The following is a 17,479-nucleotide window of genomic DNA, read 5'->3' on the forward strand; positions in this document are numbered from 1 at the left end:
TGTGTCTGTACATTTAGGTAAAGACACATTCGGTTACACTTAAAAATTTTTAAGGAAAATTATAACATGTCACAAAAAGATACAACTATGAACCTGTCTGTACAATATAAGATTGTTTCATTTTTCACTTAAAATTTTATATTTGTCACTAGAAAGAACAGAAAAGGAGAGAGAACTAGAACGGTTCTCCCTTCGTTTTCATCCAATAATATCTCTCTTATTATAGCCGATTACACCCATTATTGAGACAATAACTGATCCAATCGTGATTGCAATGGTTGATGACCAGACGAAATCATCCAGCGGCATATATGGTACGAAATGGAAAACAGATAATTTTTTCACCCATTCCGGTAAGTCAAACAAATCCCCAACATAGATAATTAAGAAGCAATAAACGACATAAAACCAAGTTAGTCCCGTTATTTTTGGCTTTAATCCGATTAATAGTGTTGTTAACGCTACTAAAAACCAAATTGCCGGTAGATAGACATAAGCTGACAGGAAGATCGTGCCTGTATCCAACTCATCCGTTAACACCCAAGAACCAACCGACCATAAACCAGTGGCAATAAATGTCTGCATCAAAAAACTTGTTATAATTGCTAAACCTAAATAACTGCCCAATAATTTATTTCTGGATACTGCTCGGCTATAGATAAGTTCTGTTTGATTTTTGCTTTCTTCACTCTTTACTTTTACAATCGTCATAACAACCGAGATAGAGGCAATCATGGACATAATCCCCATAAGTAAAGAAATAAAAGAATCCCTCATCGATGTTCCCGAGTCTCCCTGTAAATAGACCTGTAAAATTTCCATATCGGCAAAATATGTTTCTAGTTCCCCTAATATCGATCCAAATGAAGCACTAAGAACAAAGACACCAATGCCCCAAGCAATAATATTTGTTCTCTGCAATCGAAAAGCAAGACCAACTGGTGTTTGCAGAAAGGTTGAAGCATGTATTTTCCCTTTTCGTTCCGGTAAAAAACCTGCCCCCATATCTCGAATCGAATTTAAGTAAAAAGTGAGACCAATTAGTACAACTAGTAAAAGCAGTAATAACAGCACCGGCCACCAATGATTTTCTACAAAAACATCGGTACGAACAGCCCAGCCAAGTGGAGAGACAAGAGACAAGCCTTCCTGCCCGGTATCACCGATGGCTCGAATCAAATAAAAAGTAATCATGGCAGCAAATGAAAAACCAGTTGCTCCACGTGACGTTTCTGAAAGCTGGGCAAACAAAGCTGTAAACCCTGCAAAGGTAAGACCGGTCACCCCAAGAATTGCGCCATATAAAAATGTCCCTTCCAAATCCATCCCTTCCAAATTTAATAAAGATAAGCTTGCACCTACAAGAACTGTGAGGATACCGTTAAGCATCACTGCCATAATGAGACTCGAAGATAAATAGGATAGTTTTCCAACCGACAAGGCACGTACTAACTCCATTTGCCCATCCTCTTCATCCGCTCTCGTTGCCCGGCTAACAAGCAAAATATTCATGACCGCCACCGCAATTAAAGTGAAAATCAACATTTCATTGGCAAAAATGGATGCTGTATTGTAGTCCGCTGCATCATATCCGGGACCAAGCATGGCAATCATCGCCGGGTTATCCATCGTAAGAGCATAGGCCATTATATCTTGCTCAGATTTATATACACCCGGATATGCGGACGCAACTGCCAATGTCACAATAACAAGACTCAATAACCAAGCAACGATTTTAAAACGGTTTTGTTTTAAAATTAATTTTGTAATTGGTCCGGTCCCTTTAAAAAGATTTTCAAGCATGGCCAGCACCCCCAGCTTGCTTAGTTTCCTTATAGTGGCGCATAAACAAGTCCTCTAATGTTGGTGGCATACTTTCAAATTTTACTATGCTGAAGGAACTAAGATACCGGATCACTTCACCAAGTTTTTCCGTATCTACTTGAAAATTCCATTCCTGATTATGGTTTGTGACTTGATGAACACCCGATATTTTTTCTAAATTTGTAATCGGTTCTTTTGTCACAACAGTGATTTTCGTTCGAGTAAGATGCCGCAATTCTGTTAATGTACCGGTTTCAATAATTTTACCTTGACGAATGATTCCTACCTTATCACAAACCTTTTCCACTTCTGATAAAATATGACTTGATAAGAAAACTGTTTTGCCATTTGCTTGCACTTCTTTTATACACTCCTGAAAAGTATGTTCCATCAATGGATCAAGTCCTGAAGTTGGTTCATCTAAAATATATAAATCCGCATCACGACTGAAGGATGCCACAAGAGCTACTTTCTGCCGGTTCCCCTTTGAATAAGAGCGGCATTTTTTCTTCGGATCCAGTTGAAACCTATCGATAAAAACATCCCGCCGTTTCTTATCCACCTGTCCATTCATTTTCAAGAGAATGTCAATTACCTCTCCTCCCGTCAAGTTTGGCCAAAGATTTACATCTCCGGGTACATAGGCAATTCGCTTATGAATTTCCACCGCATCCTTCCAAGTATCTTTCCCAAAAATCTTTGCCGTTCCCGATGTCGGTTTTAACATACCGAGAAGTGTCCGAATTGTCGTTGATTTTCCTGCTCCGTTCGGCCCAATAAACCCGTAAATTTCCCCTTCGTTTACTTGTAAGTTAATCTGATCCAAGGCAGTAAACTTCCCAAATTTTTTCGTTAAATCAATGGTCTGCAGAATGGTCATTATAATCCTCTCCTTTAAAATGGAAGGTGAATTCTAGCGCTAAGAAAATTACATTACAAAATTTTCGTCCCGTAGGTTTTGAAATATTTTAATCTATATATTTCATAATATATCTAAAACCAATAAATTGCAACCAATTTATGAAATATTTTTATTGTTTAATTTCAAATTTATGTTTACACTAATATTGAGGTGAAAATGGATGGACGGATTCGAAAGACGTCGGGAATTAAAAAAAAGAAACATACTGGATGCAGCATTAAACTTGTTCCTGACAAATGGCGTTCAAAAAGTATCTATTGCGGAAATTGCTAGTAAGGCAGCTGTTTCCCAAGTGACGATTTATAACTACTTTGAAAGTAAAGATAATTTGGTCCATGAAGTCATTATTTATTATGTCAATCAAGTATGGAAAGATTATGAACAATTATTCAACAGCTCCCTTCCGTTTTACGAGAAGGTAAAACAAATCATTTTCAATAAAAAAGAAATTGCCGCCCACATTCATGAAGATTTTTACCAATACATTATGAAGGAATATGCTAAAGAAAAGAACGATATCGAAAAACTATTCAATGAAAAAGTACTTCCACGGTTGATTGAATTATTTAATGAAGGAAAAAAGCAAGGCTATGTTGACCCAAGTTTATCCAATGAAGTCATTCTCCTTTATATTCAAATGTTCAAGGAATTTTTTCAACGGAAAGATGTATATCAAGTCGCTCTACCCCTAACGGAAGAATTAACGACTCTTTTCTTTTATGGAATGTATGGAAAAAGAAATGGGAAGGTAAATGAAAAACTGTAAGAGATTATAAAAAGCCCGCGATATTCACGGGCTTTTTAGCTTTTATTTTGAATCCAAACCAAATTTCCGTCTCCGGTAGGCAAGCAATCTATTTTTTAAAAACTAACCGAAAATAGTGGTCAATTGATGGTACAATTTCTTGATTTGTAACCATCACATCATATTCCTTCTGATTGACCCATTTGGCATCGGAAACTTCCTCCGCTTGCAATGCTAAATCGTGGATATTAGCGTTTTGCTGGAAATACCATAAATCGTAATGGGAGCAATCCCTTGTCTCTTGGTGAATGATTTTACCATTATCCGGGTTGAGGTCCATCCCAATTTCTTCTTTTATTTCACGGAGGATTCCTTGCAAACTCGTTTCACCTGCAAGGACCGATCCTCCATTACATTCCCAGAGATTCCCATATGGTTTTGTAGGGTGCCGTTTCGAGATAAGTACTTCACCCCGCTCATTTTCAATAATCGCATGAACAACTAAATGATAACTTCCCTCTGGTAACGGTACACTTCTCAGATGAGTTTTCCCCGTTTTCTTCCGGTTGATGTCATAAACATCCCATAATTCCATTTCTGGTCACTCCAAATTATTTTCTTTTCACTATCATATCACATATTGTTATCCATTGAAAACTTACTAAGGGCTTCTGTATTAGAATGGGTATCAATTGGTTTCAAATTCCGTGAAGCTAAATTGGCAAAATCTCAAAACATCATGATGGGGATAGGCGAAAAAATTGATTCATTGCGTTATGGATAAAACTGCATGACGGGATTATATAAAAACACCGAAATGTAGATTAAATAAGAGAAACTGCTTTCCAATTGTTAATTGGTCTCTAACAATCGGGAAAGCAGTTTCTTCTCGCAATGTCTTCCTAACAACTAAACATTGTTACAAATTATGAATTTCTACTAAATTGAATACCCAATTTAATAGCCCATAACATAGATTCCTCCTTAGCGATCCCCTTACCTGCTATATCAAAAGCAGTTCCATGATCAACCGAGGTCCGAATAATTGGTAAGCCCAATGTAACATTTACGCCACTATCAAATGCCAATAATTTCATTGGAATATGTCCTTGATCGTGATACATGGCAACAACAATATCATATTTACCCTGTGAAGCTTTTAAAAATACAGTATCTGGAGGAACCGGGCCTTCTACATTATAACCTTGAGCTTTCTTTTCGTTTACAGCTGGAACAATTTCATCCATATCCTCATTTCCAAATAATCCAGCCTCTCCACTATGGGGATTTAGTCCCGCTACTGCTATTTTAGGGTTCGTAACTCCTAGTTTTATTAAGGCATCGTGTGCTAGTTCAATACACTCCATCACTCTATCCTTTTTGACACGATTACATGCCTCCCTCAAGGCTACGTGGGTGGAAACGTGTACTACTGATAGCCTCTCGCTCCAAAGCATCATTGTATATTTTTTTGTATTTGTTAATGTTGCAAAAATTTCTGTATGTCCATCAAAATTATAACCACCTAAATGTAATGCTTCTTTGTTTAAAGGGGCTGTTACAACTGGTCCAATTTCTCTATTTAGCGAAAATTGAATTGCTGATTCCACATATTTATATGCCGCAGCCCCTGCAGTCGGACTCACTTCACCAATCTTTATATCATCAAAGGATAAATCCATAACGTTTAATACATTTATATATCCTGATTTGAACTCTGAAGGCTTCGTGATTGAATTAACTTTATAATCGAGATTTAATAAATTTACATAGAAATTAATAATCGATGTACTACCGAAAATAATAGCGTTATTTAAGTAGTCCACATTACTAGCTAATGCCTTAACAGAAATCTCAGGTCCAACACCTGCAGGATCACCCATTGTAATTCCAATCTTTTCCATTTTTCATTTCTCCTTTAATTTTCCAATACAGTATAGTAAATCTTCTTCTTTTCCAAATGCACCGGCCTTAGTAATCAAATTGGTTCCGTCATATTTTCCACCAATTAATTTTGACTTAATAATTCCGGTTAATACCTCAGCTTCAATTGTACACCCAGTTCCCTCCAATTTATCGATGACAGCAATTGCGGTGTCTCCACCCGTTAAAAATAATCCCGAGACATCTACACTTTCCAGTACTCCTTTTGTAATGCTTGATAAACTGTTTTGAACAAATGTGCTACTATCAATTTTTGACAATCCTTTTTGTTTTTCTGCATAAGCTATAGTAGCTGCGTATTCTTCTCTCGTTCTGCACGCAGTTAATATAACATCCTTTTTACTGTTTAAAGCATCAACGATTTTCTCTGTATAATCAGGATATCTTTTTTTATCAAATATTGACTCAATATCAATTTGAATAACTTCAACTCCATTTTTTTCTGCATAATTCATTTGATTACGACTAGCTTCACTTATACTGCCTACAACAGATAATACCGGTGCAACAGGATAGATATTCTCAAATATTCCTTCTGTTAATCCTGCAGAACCAACATATAATATTCTCTCATTGGTATTAATTAATATACTAGCCAATTTTAAGATGTCAGCTGTTGTTAGAATATCAAAAGTATGGAATACACCACCGTTTAATATATCAACATCTTCATATAAACTTTTTTGGCTATGATGAATGACTTTTACTTTCAGCTCATTTTCAAGTAATTCGACTATATTATCCGTTTTAATTGGACTAAGAGGATCATTAGCAACCTCGGTTTGCATTAATGGAGTCCCAGACAGCATATGAATTTTATTTTGCGTCGTTCTTCCAATCTTTGGGTAGGCAGGCGCAAAAACCACCTTTGTTGGCTTATATATATCACATACTGCTTTTACCTCAACTGCGATATTCCCACGAAGGGTAGAGTCTACCTTTTTATATACAATATCAAATTGATTATATTCAAGAACCTCACTTGTTAGTCTCTTTACTTTTTGAAATGCATCTTCTTTAGGCAAATTACGAGATTCTGTATCCAAAACGATAGAATTATCAATACTTCCTTTTTTGGGAAATAGTAAAACATCGACAGGAATTCCTCTTTTTTTCATTTGTACACCTGAGTCATTTGAACCCGTCAAATCATCAGCTATAATTAAATATTTTTTTTTCATTTCATCCAACCTCGTTAGCAAGGATTCTTTTCTTCTTTTTTTCATATTTATTCAAGAGACTAACAAGGATAGGACATAGAATTGCTGTGACAATGATTGCTGCAGCAACTTGGGCAGTAGCTTCAGCTGATATAGCAGAAAAACCATCATCAATTGTTGCAATGATTGCTGGTGTTCCGACTGCGTTACCAGCTGTTGAACCAATTGCCGCTCCAACTACAGGATGTTCAAATTTTAGTAGTTTATATACAAAGTATCCAGCAAATCCTGTAATTAAAGTACATGCAATACCTAAAATGATTCCAGAAGCTCCTGCAGTAATTAATTGACTAAAGTTTAAAGCTGCTCCTAAAGGAAATGCAAAGAAAGGAATTAATAAGGTAGTACCTGGTGCCAAAAAATCCCGAATGTCTTCATCTAAATTACCTAAAATAAAACCAAGTAGAATAGGAATGAGTGCAGCTATAAGTGCTGAAAATGGAACTTCTGCAAGTCCAGTTGCTCCAAAAGCTAGTAATGTAAAGAACGGACCGTCACTTAGCGCAATAATGGAGGTTGCGCCAACGTCTGTTGAATCTCCATATTCTCCTGCAAGAGCAGCATATAGCCCCCCATTCTTATTGGTCATCGCAGCAACAATAGCTAAAGGTGTAATTCCTAAAACTCCTTCCATACCAAAATAATAGTTGACAACAATCCCGATTAATGCTCCTATACCTACCTTCGTAACAAGTAAAATGACTCCCTTTAAGATTGGTGTTCCAGCTTGCTTTATGTTAATTTGGGCTCCATTACATAATAAAAATGCTCCTAATAATGTAGCTGCCCCTGTTTTAAATAATGCTTCGGTAAATCCACCAACAGCAAAAAACTGTGGGAAAAATGTGTTTGTTAAAGCTCCCAGAATTAATGGTACTACCATCATACCACCCGGAATTTTTTTAACTGTTTGTAATATCTTCATAATATCCTCCTTTTAATTTACTGATTCTAACATTTCCCCAATTAATTAGAGACATTATTAAAATCATTTACTGACTACATTTTCAATCATAAAGCGATTACATTATTTTTACTATACTAATTCTCTTTAATTTGTTTCATTTTCAAACATATTTACTCCACAGGAAAAATATTATATTATATTAATATAAAAGTGTTTCAATTTGAAACAAAGGAGATATTTCCATGAATAAGATTCGAGTCCTAGGTATAGCACCCTTTGAATATTTACTGCTTACTATGAAGCAAATTGCTTCTAAATTTGAAGATTTATATTTTGAAGGTTTTGTAGGGGACCTATATGAAGGTGTTGCACTTGCAAAGGAAAAAGAAGAAGATTTTGATATTATTATTTCCCGGGGTGGAACTGCTCAACTATTAAGAAAGGAAGTGAACATTCCCACTATTGAGATTGAGGTTTCAGTTTTTGATATTTTACATGCAATAAAACTTGCAGAAAACTTTAGAGAAAAGTATGCAATAATTGGGTTTTCCAATATTACTAAACCTGCTCACACAATTGCAGAGTTACTTGGTATTGACCTAGATATAATTACGATTAATGATCAAAATGAAGTTGGTGATGTCATAAGAAATTTAAAAAAGAATAACTTTGACCTCATTATCGGTGATCAAATTACATCTAGAATTGCTGCCGAATATGAACTTAATTCCATTCTTATCCTATCGGGAGAAGAGAGCACCATGGATGCTTTTAATAATGCAATTGTTATTGCAAGATATTCATATGAACTTAAGGAAAAAATAGATTTCCATTCTAAATTTCAAAAGGCACTTGAATACTACACTTTTATTTTTAACAAAAATTATGAATTGGTATTTCAAAGTGGAGGAAAAAACTCACCTACTTTATTAAATCACCTTATTCTTAATCTTAAGAGTCGACATCTTCAGGAAAATAATAAACAAATTTCTTATGAAAAATATTATGGAAAGCTATATGAGGTTGAATGTATTTTAAAAAATTCTTTTATATATATTTCTCTAAAACCAGTAAATACCAATATTCCTTCTCGAAGTATAACATTGACTAATGATAATGGAGAAAAAGAAAATTCATTTGAAGAATTAATAAACAGCTCTTATCTAGTTGGAAATAATAAAAATATTGTAACAATGTTATCAAGATCAAAAAAGCCAATCTTATTAATCGGTGAAGTTGGGACGGGAAAAGAGAAAACAGCAAGGATGCTTCATAGGAAATTTAAGAATAAACGGTTATGGAAGATTAACGTTGGTGAACTAAGTCCCGAAGAATTTGATATTTTATTCTTCTCAGACCAATCAATCTTTTTAGATTCAAACTCAACTTTTTATATTAGTCACATTGAATTACTTTCAAATAAAAATCTAAATCTAGTTTTAGATTATATTACACATTCTCAACCTTTTAACAACAATTGGATTCTATCCTATACAAAAAACCTTAACAATCAGCCTAAAAAGAATTCACCATTACAAACATTTGACTGCAACATTATTAACCTATACAGTCTTAGAGAACGAAAACAAGATATAGGTCCAATAATAAGCATATATATTAATTCCTTAAATTATAAATATGGTAAGCAAATTATCGGTTTAGAGCCTAGTGCTCTACAGATATTGATTGAATATGATTGGCCACAAAACTTACTGCAATTAAAGAGAGTTTTAGAAGAGCTATTTGTTATTACGAAAACTTCCTATATCAATCAAAAAAGCGTAAGAATGGTTTTGGAAAATGAAGGTGCCTTATCTAGTATTACATCTCCGGCTCAAAATACATCAAGATATGATAACCTATCACTTAAAGAAATCACACATGAAATTGTAAAAGAAGCTTTAAAGAAAAACGATGGTAATCAAACTAAAACGGCAAAGGAATTGAAAATTAGTCGGAGTACTTTATGGAGAATTCTTAGAGATGATCTTTAGTAATATTAGTTAGCATTTAATTAGAAAGTGGAAAATAATAGAATTATATTAAAACGGAGGGGTATATTATAACTTTAACATAAGTTCGTTAGTTATTAGGTAAACAAAAACCCGCAAATAGAGAATAACTGCAGTATTTTAGCGGGTTTTTGTTATACATAAGTGAATTTATTACTTCTTACTTTAACTCCAAGATTTAAAAAGTCTGTGGTTATGATATTTACAAACATGAAAAGTCACAAACTGATTTAGCAGTTTGTGCCCTTGTTCTTTTCACTAATGTGCTCATTAGGTAAGTTGTTACAATTTAAATTGGTTAACTATCTCTTGTAACTCCTCAGCAATTGCTGTTAGGGATGCAGCAGAATGAGCAATTTCTTCCATAGATGCAAGTTGTTCCTCCGTCGATGCAGAAACGTTTTGAGCTTCAGATGTCGTTGCTTCTGCAGTTGATGTGACTTGTTGGAATGTTTGAATAAACTGTTTCGCTCCTGCAGAAATTCCTTCAATATTCGTTGCAACAACCTTTACTTGATCAGTAATTTTATCCGTGAACCCTTTTATTGTTGAAAAAGATGAACCTGCATTGTTTGCCACGGAAATTCCTTTTTCTACTTGTTCGGTTGCTGCTTCCATGGACTGTACTGTGGTTGATGTTTCATCTTGAATTTTTTCAATCATTTGTTTAATTTTTTCTGCCGATTGAGTGGACTCTTCCGCCAATTTACGTACCTCATCAGCAACAACAGCAAACCCCTTTCCATGTTCGCCCGCTCTTGCCGCCTCTATTGCAGCATTTAATGCAAGTAAATTTGTTTGACCGGCAATATCTGTAATTACATCGATAATTTTATTAATTTCAGAAGACAGATTACCTAAGCCTTGAATGTTTGTTGCTAATTCAAGGGTGTTTTGCTTAATTGATTCCATTTGGTTAATTGTTTTTTCTATTGATTTATTTCCTTCATCAACAGCTTGCTTCGTACTTTGAGCTGTTTGTGTCACATCATTCGCCATTACCGACATTTCATGAATAGAATTTACCATGCCCTCTGCTACTTTTTGACTCTCTAAAATATTGTTCGATTGGTCATCCATACTAGATGCAATCTCTTGAATTGATGACGAAATTAACTCTGTTGCTGCTGTATTTTGTTCCGCCCCTAAGTTTAATTGCTCAGAAGCAGATGTAAGACTGCCAGCTTTGTCACGAACTTCCGTAATAACAAAATGAAGATGTTTTCGCATATTGTTGAAGGCTTTTGCTAATTTTCCAAGCTCATCATTTCTTTCCAAATCAATATGAACAGTTAAATCACCCTGACTAATTTTCCCACTTGCATCGGCTAATAATTTGATTGGCTTGGAGATCGAGCGCGTAATAAACAAGACAATCGTTGTTCCGATAATTAGCGATAAGATGATTACATATAAAGTAGTCATTAAAATGTGTCTCACTTCTTGATTTACCTCATTATTCAACATTGTACCGACAATTTTCCAACCTGTAACGTCGTTTGTCACATACGTCAATTTTTTAGCTTCCTTCTTGAAAACATAATCAAAATGACCTGTTTTAGAATCATACATCTTTTTGGTAAAATTTCCCGTTAATTCTTTCCCAGGGTCAAAATTCGGGTGGCTAATGACCTTTCCAGTTTTATCTAGTACAAATAAATAACCATCATTACCAATTTTAATACTACTAATAATATTCGTTAAACTATCCAGCTTTAAGTTAACTGCAACAACCCCCTGGCCATCTGCTGTTGCTTTCGCCAATGTTACCACAACTTCATTTGAAGATTTTGAAATATACGGGTCCGTGATAATCACTTTATCTGGTTGATCCATCGCTTGCTGGTACCATGGTCTTTCCCTCGGGTCATAGTCTGGCGGGTTTTTAAAGGATGTTGGAGAATTCATAAATTCCCCGTTCTCATTTCCAACATAGGTCTGTTCAACGACATCTTCCTTTGCGTTTTGAATATTGTCTAAAACTTCCCTCGTTTTCGCATCCTCACCATTAACGATATTACCGGCTATAATTTCATTAGACAGATAATCGATATTTTCCATCTGTGCTTTCATAAATTGACTGATAGTATTACCAACAATCGATACATCTTTCTTAGCCATTTTCATTATTTGGTCCTCAGTTTTATCATTTGCACTTATATATGAGGTTAATCCTATTACAATACTCGGAATTAATAATGTGCATAAAAAGGAGATAATCAGCTTGTTCCTTATATTTAATGCAAATTTTTTCCTGTCCCCATTTTCTTTCAACTAAAATTCCTCCTTTATGTTTTTGAGTGTAAATCATATTTACTTTTTTAAGAACATGCGCCATTTCATTGTCTAGTCAATATGGAACAAATGAATACCGGTCAGTTTGAAACTAAACCTATTTTAGGGTAGATGGTGGGGGTATGATTTTGGAAGCCTATGTTGGTTTCTAAAAAAGCCCTTATTTTACTAAAATAATATAACCCAAAAAGTGACTCCTTTATTTTATCGACTTTTCGTGCTGATGTTTTATGCATAAGGACATTGTTGTTATATTTTTATTTGTCTAAATGTTTCGGGTACTATGATTAAATTTATGTACCAAAAAAGTTTTTTTGGGATAGTTTTTTACTAAAACCTGTAATAAATGGAAGGGAGCTAAATATTATGCTTTCGTAAATTTATAGATGTATTAGATTTATAGAGATAACTGAATGAGAAAAACGAATGGGAGCTATTCAAGTCTTCGAGGAGAACACCGGGGTACTTTCCGAGTAAAAAAAGCAGAGCGAATTACTCTGCTTTTAGGTGTCCATAAAAATGCAGTTTCTAAAAAAACTAACGAGTCAATTTTACCTGTTATGAACGAATGGTATCAAACTTGGCTTGATTTTTTTATAGCTATTTCTTTCTCTTTCTATAAATAAACATAATAATCAACATATGAAGTGACAATTTTCCAACCTCCTAACAAAAATGACTAGGTGGTATCTTTCTCCACCCATAAAATTGAAAATCTCTTTTGCATGATATAAATCATCATGATAACCACCTTTCCTTCATATTTTCGTACAAATTATAAATTGCGGATATATTTTGCCGCACGGTCTTTATTTTCCTCATATAATTTTTCCACCCTCTGGTCGTTCAGTGCTTCTTCAAGGGTGATCTTCCTTTTGCTGATTGTAATTGTAAAAAACAAAATATTGATGGTCATGCTCTTTTCACCTCCTTATCCGGTTATTCAGCATCCGACCTCCAGTACAACTCATAAATCGCCTATATCGTAAAATCATTTGTCCTCACACCTTTCCTAAGTTTTTTTCACTAAATTAATGGTTCCCCATAAAAGTGGAAATTCGCATTTGGTTCTGTTCATAAAGTTTTTCAACTTGTTGATTATGAAGTTCCTCTTCAAGAGAAATTTCCCGCTGTTTTATTGTAATGCTGACAAACAAAATATTGATGGTCATATTCTTTTCACCTCCATTTCTATATCAAAAAAATGTAAAAAGCCGCAAAGAGACTGCTCCCTGCGGCTTTAAAAAGGCACAAAAATACCGCAGGGCACGATTCTCCCTACGGCATGGATATACTTAATTGCAAATAAATCCTAAGCGATCCATTTAGATTCGGTCGAATGCGTGTTATTTCGATTCATGATTGTTTTGCCAAAGAAATTTTTAATAATCATCATTGCACTCGACCTCCTTAAGATTTTTTCTTACATTGGTAATTATATCCACTTTATGGTAATTTGTAAACTAATTTTTTGCCTAATTTGTAATTGTTTTTGTATTTCCATAAAACTATACTAGAATAAAATGAATGTTTTTATAACAAATATATGATCCCATCGCTCTCTTTATGAGCCAATACAGAAAAAATTTTTATTGACCCGAAATCCGATTATATAAGGGTGACTTTACTATCGTTGAATTATTTATCATTGTGGACGGAATCTTCTGATGAACTCCTGACACTGTTTTAAGGAAGTTTTGTTCAAAAAATAAGGCTACCCCGGAAAAATAGAGGGTAGCCTTTTAAAACATTCATACAATTATTTTTTCAAATTGTAGAATGTGTTTTTACCAAGGTATTGTGCTGTTTCAGCCAATTGGTCTTCAATACGAAGCAGTTGGTTGTATTTTGCAACACGATCGGTACGAGATGGAGCACCTGTTTTAATTTGACCGGCGTTTGTAGCAACAGCGATATCAGCAATTGTTGTATCTTCAGTTTCACCGGAGCGATGGGATACAACAGCTGTGTAACCGGCACGTTTCGCCATTTCAATTGCATCAAAAGTTTCCGTTAATGTACCGATTTGGTTTACTTTGATTAGGATAGAGTTTGCAATTCCTTGTTCAATACCACGAGCAAGTTTTTCTGTATTCGTAACGAACAGGTCATCACCGACTAATTGAACTTTTTTACCAAGACGTTCCGTTAAAAGTTTAAATCCTTCCCAGTCGTTTTCATCGAGACCGTCTTCAATAGATACGATTGGGTATTTGCTGCAAAGATCTTCATAGAATGCAACCATTTCTTCAGATGTACGAACAACACCTTCACCAGGGAAGTGGTATTTCCCATCTTCTTTGTTAAATAATTCCGAGGAAGCAACGTCCATTGCAAGCATTACTTCTTCACCAGGTTTGTAACCAGCTTTTTCGATTGCTTCTACAATTGTAGAAAGTGCTTCTTCGTTTGTTTTTAAACTTGGAGCAAAGCCACCTTCATCACCAACAGCGGTATTATAGCCTTTTGCTTTTAAAACAGAACGGAGGCTGTGGAATACTTCAGCACCCATACGTAATGCTTCACGGAAGTTTGGCGCACCTACAGGCATGACCATGAATTCCTGAATATCAACCGTACTGTCAGCATGTTTCCCACCGTTTAGGATGTTCATCATTGGTACCGGAAGTTGTTTTGCATTGAATCCACCAAGATATTGATATAATTCAACGCCAAGGAAGTCGCTGGCGGCACGAGCAACCGCTAAAGATACGCCAAGAATGGCATTTGCACCTAATTTTCCCTTATTTGGAGTTCCATCAAGTTCAATCATCGCTTTATCGATTGCTACTTGATCCATAACGTTGAAGCCGATAATTTCCGGTGCAATAATGTCATTTACATTTTCTACAGCTTTTAAAACACCTTTTCCTAAATAACGGCTTTTGTCACCGTCACGTAATTCTACAGCTTCATATTCACCGGTGGATGCACCACTTGGTACTAAAGCGCGGCCAAATGCGCCGGATTCTGTTAATACTTCTACTTCTACAGTTGGGTTGCCGCGGGAGTCAAGTACTTCACGAGCATAAATTTCAGTAATTGTTGGCATATCTAAAACCTCTCCTTTATTTCCATTTATTGGTCATTATTTTGCAATGATGGATTCTCCGGTCATTTCTTTCGGTTTTTGAATTCCCATTATATCAAGTATAGTTGGTGCTAAATCACCTAATTTACCACCGGAACGTAAGGTAACATTTTTGTCTGTTACAATAACGGGAACCGGATTGGTTGTATGGGCAGTCATTGGGTTTCCTTCTAAAGTAATTACTTCTTCCGAGTTACCATGGTCAGCGGTAATAATGGCTTTGCCGCCTTTTTCAAGTATCAAGTCAACTACTTTACCCAAGCATTCATCAACAGCTTCAATTGCCTTTACAGTCGGTTCCAATTTCCCGGAGTGACCAACCATATCAGGGTTCGCATAGTTTAAAATGATCACATCATATTTGTCAGCTTTAATTTGCTCAATTAAAGCATCGGTTACTTCATAAGCACTCATTTCCGGTTTTAAATCATAAGTTGCCACTTTTGGTGAGTTAATTAAGATTCGATCCTCACCGGGATTCACTTCTTCTTTTCCACCGTTAAAGAAGTACGTAACATGTGGATATTTTTCAGTTTCAGCTATACGTAATTGCTTTAGATCATGCTTAGCCAAAACCTCACCTAATGTATTATCCAAGTTCACCGGTTCGTAAGCCACATAACCTTTTACGGTTTCACTGAAATGAGTTAAACATACGAAATGTAAGTTTCTCGGCCATTTTGGACCACGATCAAACCCGTCGAATTCTTCATTTGTGAAAACATTTGAGATTTGAATGGCCCGGTCAGGACGGAAGTTATAGAAGATGACTGCATCTTCGTCTTTAATCGTTGCTACCGGTTTACCATTTTCGTTTACCATAACAGATGGAATGACGAATTCATCATAAATTCCATTTGCATAACTGTCATCTACCAATTGAATGGGATCTTGGTAGGTTGGACCTTCTCCGTAAACCATGGCACGGTAACATTTTTCTTCACGATCCCAACGTTTGTCACGGTCCATAGCATAGTATCGGCCAGAAATCGTAGCGAACTGACCTACACCATATTCTTTCATTTTTTCAAGTGTTTCATGAATATAAGTTTTTGCCGTTTGTGGACCGACATCCCGTCCATCTAAAAAGGCGTGTACATAAACATTTTTCACGCCTTGATCAGCGGCAAGTTTTAGCAATGCAAACATATGATTAATATGGGAATGTACACCACCATCTGACAAAAGTCCGAATATGTGCAAGTTCGTTCCTTTTTCTTTCACATGATTCATTGCATTAAGGAATGTTTGATTTTTAGCAAATTCGCCTTCACGAATAGAAATATTAACTCTTGATAAACTTTGATAAACAATGCGGCCGGCACCGATGTTCATATGACCGACTTCGGAGTTTCCCATTTGACCTTCAGGAAGGCCGACAAATTCACCGTCTGCCCTTAGCGTTGAATGCGGAAACTCATTCCAGTAACGGTCAAAATTCGGTTTATTTGCATGTGCTACCGCATTTCCCTTCGTTTCTTCGCGTAAACCAAATCCATCCAGGATGATTAACGCTGTTGGAGATTTACTCATTATTTTCCTGCCTCCAATAGTTGTAAAAATGAATTTGGATCTAGGCTGGCACCGCCAACTAATGCCCCATCAATATCTGATTGGTTCATTAATTCTTGGATATTGCCAGGCTTTACACTGCCACCATACTGGATCCGTATCTTTTCCGCTGTACCTTGATCATATTGTTCTGCCACCGTTTCCCGGATATAAGCACATACTTCATTTGCATCTTCCGCACTGGCGGTTTTCCCGGTACCGATTGCCCAAATCGGTTCATAGGCAATAACTACTTTTGCCACTTGTTCTTTGGTTAATCCGACAAGTCCTTTTCGTGTTTGCGTATGAACGACTTGTTGCCATTGGCCAGCTTCTCGTTCTTCCAATGTTTCTCCTACACACATGATTGGAGTTAATCCGTGTCTAAAAGCTGCATGAACCTTTTTATTGACTGACTCATCGGTTTCATTGAACATTTCCCGCCGTTCAGAATGGCCAATAATCACATATTGTACACCTAAATCTTTTAAGGCTACCGGACTGATTTCTCCGGTAAATGCTCCTTCATCTTCAAAATGCATATTTTGTGCACCAACACGAAGGTCCGTTCCTTTTATTTCTTGAACAAGTCGATCCAGAAAAAGCGCCGGGGCACAGATGACGGATTCAACCGATTCAAAACTCGGGATTTTCTGCTTTACTTCAGATGCAAAATTGACTGCTTCTTGCAAGGTTTTATTCATTTTCCAGTTCCCTGCTATAATCGGTTTACGCATAATACACCTTCCCTTTACTTGCTTTCTTCCATCTTTACGATTGGCCCTGCAATTGTATATTTCCACAAAACTTGTATCCTTATCAATGAAAAGGCGAGGAAATCTTGCAGAGCCGGCACACTGTTAATACGAATAATTTATCATTAATGCTGGAATATGCATGTACATTCCAACCGGGTCCGTATCAATACGAATGTTTTTTTACTTCATTGCACGTGATTGAACAAATGT

Annotated in this window: 15 protein-coding genes; 3 read left to right on the forward strand and 12 right to left on the reverse strand. The window is 35.8% G+C overall.

What is annotated here, in order from left to right; translation table 11 throughout:
* Positions 1-198: 198 nt before the first annotated feature.
* Together BT1A1_RS14145 and BT1A1_RS14150 are read right to left on the reverse strand one after the other, a co-directional pair.
* The gene (locus tag BT1A1_RS14145; protein WP_034772430.1) at positions 199-1,803 is read right to left on the reverse strand and encodes an ABC transporter permease; all 1,605 of its coding nucleotides are present in this window, start codon (positions 1,801-1,803) and stop codon (positions 199-201) included.
* Positions 1,796-2,704, reverse strand: a complete 909-nt coding sequence (locus BT1A1_RS14150; RefSeq protein ID WP_034772433.1) for an ABC transporter ATP-binding protein — start codon at positions 2,702-2,704, stop codon at positions 1,796-1,798. Before BT1A1_RS14150 ends, BT1A1_RS14145 begins: the two co-directional genes overlap by 8 nt.
* Positions 2,705-2,906: 202 nt before the next feature.
* Here BT1A1_RS14150 and BT1A1_RS14155 point away from each other — a divergent pair, with 202 nt between their 5' ends.
* Entirely contained in the window at positions 2,907-3,512 is a 606-nt protein-coding gene (locus BT1A1_RS14155) for a TetR/AcrR family transcriptional regulator (protein WP_034772436.1), read from the forward strand.
* 88 nt (positions 3,513-3,600) lie between these two features.
* Here BT1A1_RS14155 and BT1A1_RS14160 read toward each other — a convergent pair whose 3' ends face one another.
* The 4 genes from BT1A1_RS14160 to BT1A1_RS14175 all read right to left on the reverse strand — a co-directional run bounded on the left by BT1A1_RS14160 (position 3,601) and on the right by BT1A1_RS14175 (position 7,580).
* Positions 3,601-4,086, reverse strand: a complete 486-nt coding sequence (locus tag BT1A1_RS14160) for an NUDIX hydrolase (RefSeq protein ID WP_034772437.1) — start codon at positions 4,084-4,086, stop codon at positions 3,601-3,603.
* 331 nt (positions 4,087-4,417) lie between these two features.
* A complete protein-coding gene (gene pdxA, locus BT1A1_RS14165) occupies positions 4,418-5,395 on the reverse strand; it encodes a 4-hydroxythreonine-4-phosphate dehydrogenase PdxA (protein WP_034772440.1) in 978 nt (325 codons plus the stop codon).
* A 3-nt stretch (positions 5,396-5,398) separates the two neighbouring features.
* A complete protein-coding gene (locus BT1A1_RS14170; RefSeq protein ID WP_034772443.1) occupies positions 5,399-6,616 on the reverse strand; it encodes a four-carbon acid sugar kinase family protein in 1,218 nt (405 codons plus the stop codon).
* 1 nt (position 6,617) lies between these two features.
* The gene (locus tag BT1A1_RS14175; protein WP_034772446.1) at positions 6,618-7,580 is read right to left on the reverse strand and encodes a 2-keto-3-deoxygluconate permease; all 963 of its coding nucleotides are present in this window, start codon (positions 7,578-7,580) and stop codon (positions 6,618-6,620) included.
* A 224-nt stretch (positions 7,581-7,804) separates the two neighbouring features.
* Between BT1A1_RS14175 and BT1A1_RS17485 the strand changes: the two genes are divergently transcribed.
* Complete coding sequence (locus BT1A1_RS17485) at positions 7,805-9,556, forward strand: sigma-54-dependent transcriptional regulator (protein ID WP_051989156.1); 1,752 nt, start codon at positions 7,805-7,807, stop codon at positions 9,554-9,556.
* Between the two features lie 300 nt (positions 9,557-9,856).
* Here BT1A1_RS17485 and BT1A1_RS14185 read toward each other — a convergent pair whose 3' ends face one another.
* Positions 9,857-11,848, reverse strand: a complete 1,992-nt coding sequence (locus tag BT1A1_RS14185) for a methyl-accepting chemotaxis protein (RefSeq protein ID WP_034772449.1) — start codon at positions 11,846-11,848, stop codon at positions 9,857-9,859.
* Between the two features lie 434 nt (positions 11,849-12,282).
* On the opposite strand from BT1A1_RS14185, the gene BT1A1_RS14190 reads away from it, so the two are divergent.
* Complete coding sequence (locus BT1A1_RS14190) at positions 12,283-12,495, forward strand: hypothetical protein (RefSeq protein WP_034772451.1); 213 nt, start codon at positions 12,283-12,285, stop codon at positions 12,493-12,495.
* A 149-nt stretch (positions 12,496-12,644) separates the two neighbouring features.
* On the opposite strand, the gene BT1A1_RS18010 is transcribed toward BT1A1_RS14190, so the two are convergent.
* From BT1A1_RS18010 to tpiA, 5 genes are all read right to left on the reverse strand, one after another.
* Positions 12,645-12,785, reverse strand: a complete 141-nt coding sequence (locus BT1A1_RS18010) for a YrzI family small protein (RefSeq protein ID WP_072012706.1) — start codon at positions 12,783-12,785, stop codon at positions 12,645-12,647.
* A 115-nt stretch (positions 12,786-12,900) separates the two neighbouring features.
* On the reverse strand, positions 12,901-13,041 hold the full coding sequence (locus BT1A1_RS18015) for a YrzI family small protein (RefSeq protein ID WP_072012707.1): 141 nt from the start codon (positions 13,039-13,041) through the stop codon (positions 12,901-12,903).
* Between the two features lie 587 nt (positions 13,042-13,628).
* Positions 13,629-14,921: a phosphopyruvate hydratase gene (gene eno, locus BT1A1_RS14195; RefSeq protein ID WP_034772453.1), complete on the reverse strand. Its 1,293-nt coding sequence runs from the start codon at positions 14,919-14,921 to the stop codon at positions 13,629-13,631.
* Positions 14,922-14,957: 36 nt separating this feature from the next.
* Positions 14,958-16,493, reverse strand: coding sequence for a 2,3-bisphosphoglycerate-independent phosphoglycerate mutase (gpmI, locus tag BT1A1_RS14200; RefSeq protein WP_034772455.1), 1,536 nt, complete (start codon positions 16,491-16,493; stop codon positions 14,958-14,960).
* Positions 16,493-17,248 carry a triose-phosphate isomerase gene (tpiA, locus tag BT1A1_RS14205; protein ID WP_034772456.1) on the reverse strand — a complete coding sequence of 252 codons (756 nt, stop codon included), beginning with the start codon at positions 17,246-17,248 and terminating at the stop codon, positions 16,493-16,495. Before tpiA ends, gpmI begins: the two co-directional genes overlap by 1 nt.
* Between the last annotated feature and the right edge of the window lie 231 nt (positions 17,249-17,479).

Source organism: Caldibacillus thermoamylovorans (genome assembly GCF_000751775.1).
GTDB classification, from domain to species: domain Bacteria; phylum Bacillota; class Bacilli; order Bacillales; family Caldibacillaceae; genus Caldifermentibacillus; species Caldifermentibacillus hisashii.

Coding starts and splice junctions, on each gene's coding strand:
- BT1A1_RS14190 (WP_034772451.1), top strand. CDS start 12,283: ATGAGAAAAACGAATGGGAGCTATTCAAGTCTTCGAGGAGAACACCGG.
- BT1A1_RS14145 (WP_034772430.1), bottom strand. CDS start 1,803: ATGCTTGAAAATCTTTTTAAAGGGACCGGACCAATTACAAAATTAATT.
- BT1A1_RS14160 (WP_034772437.1), bottom strand. CDS start 4,086: ATGGAATTATGGGATGTTTATGACATCAACCGGAAGAAAACGGGGAAA.
- gpmI (WP_034772455.1), bottom strand. CDS start 16,493: ATGAGTAAATCTCCAACAGCGTTAATCATCCTGGATGGATTTGGTTTA.
- pdxA (WP_034772440.1), bottom strand. CDS start 5,395: ATGGAAAAGATTGGAATTACAATGGGTGATCCTGCAGGTGTTGGACCT.
- eno (WP_034772453.1), bottom strand. CDS start 14,921: ATGCCAACAATTACTGAAATTTATGCTCGTGAAGTACTTGACTCCCGC.
- tpiA (WP_034772456.1), bottom strand. CDS start 17,248: ATGCGTAAACCGATTATAGCAGGGAACTGGAAAATGAATAAAACCTTG.
- BT1A1_RS18010 (WP_072012706.1), bottom strand. CDS start 12,785: ATGACCATCAATATTTTGTTTTTTACAATTACAATCAGCAAAAGGAAG.
- BT1A1_RS17485 (WP_051989156.1), top strand. CDS start 7,805: ATGAATAAGATTCGAGTCCTAGGTATAGCACCCTTTGAATATTTACTG.
- BT1A1_RS18015 (WP_072012707.1), bottom strand. CDS start 13,041: ATGACCATCAATATTTTGTTTGTCAGCATTACAATAAAACAGCGGGAA.
- BT1A1_RS14175 (WP_034772446.1), bottom strand. CDS start 7,580: ATGAAGATATTACAAACAGTTAAAAAAATTCCGGGTGGTATGATGGTA.
- BT1A1_RS14150 (WP_034772433.1), bottom strand. CDS start 2,704: ATGACCATTCTGCAGACCATTGATTTAACGAAAAAATTTGGGAAGTTT.
- BT1A1_RS14155 (WP_034772436.1), top strand. CDS start 2,907: ATGGACGGATTCGAAAGACGTCGGGAATTAAAAAAAAGAAACATACTG.
- BT1A1_RS14170 (WP_034772443.1), bottom strand. CDS start 6,616: ATGAAAAAAAAATATTTAATTATAGCTGATGATTTGACGGGTTCAAAT.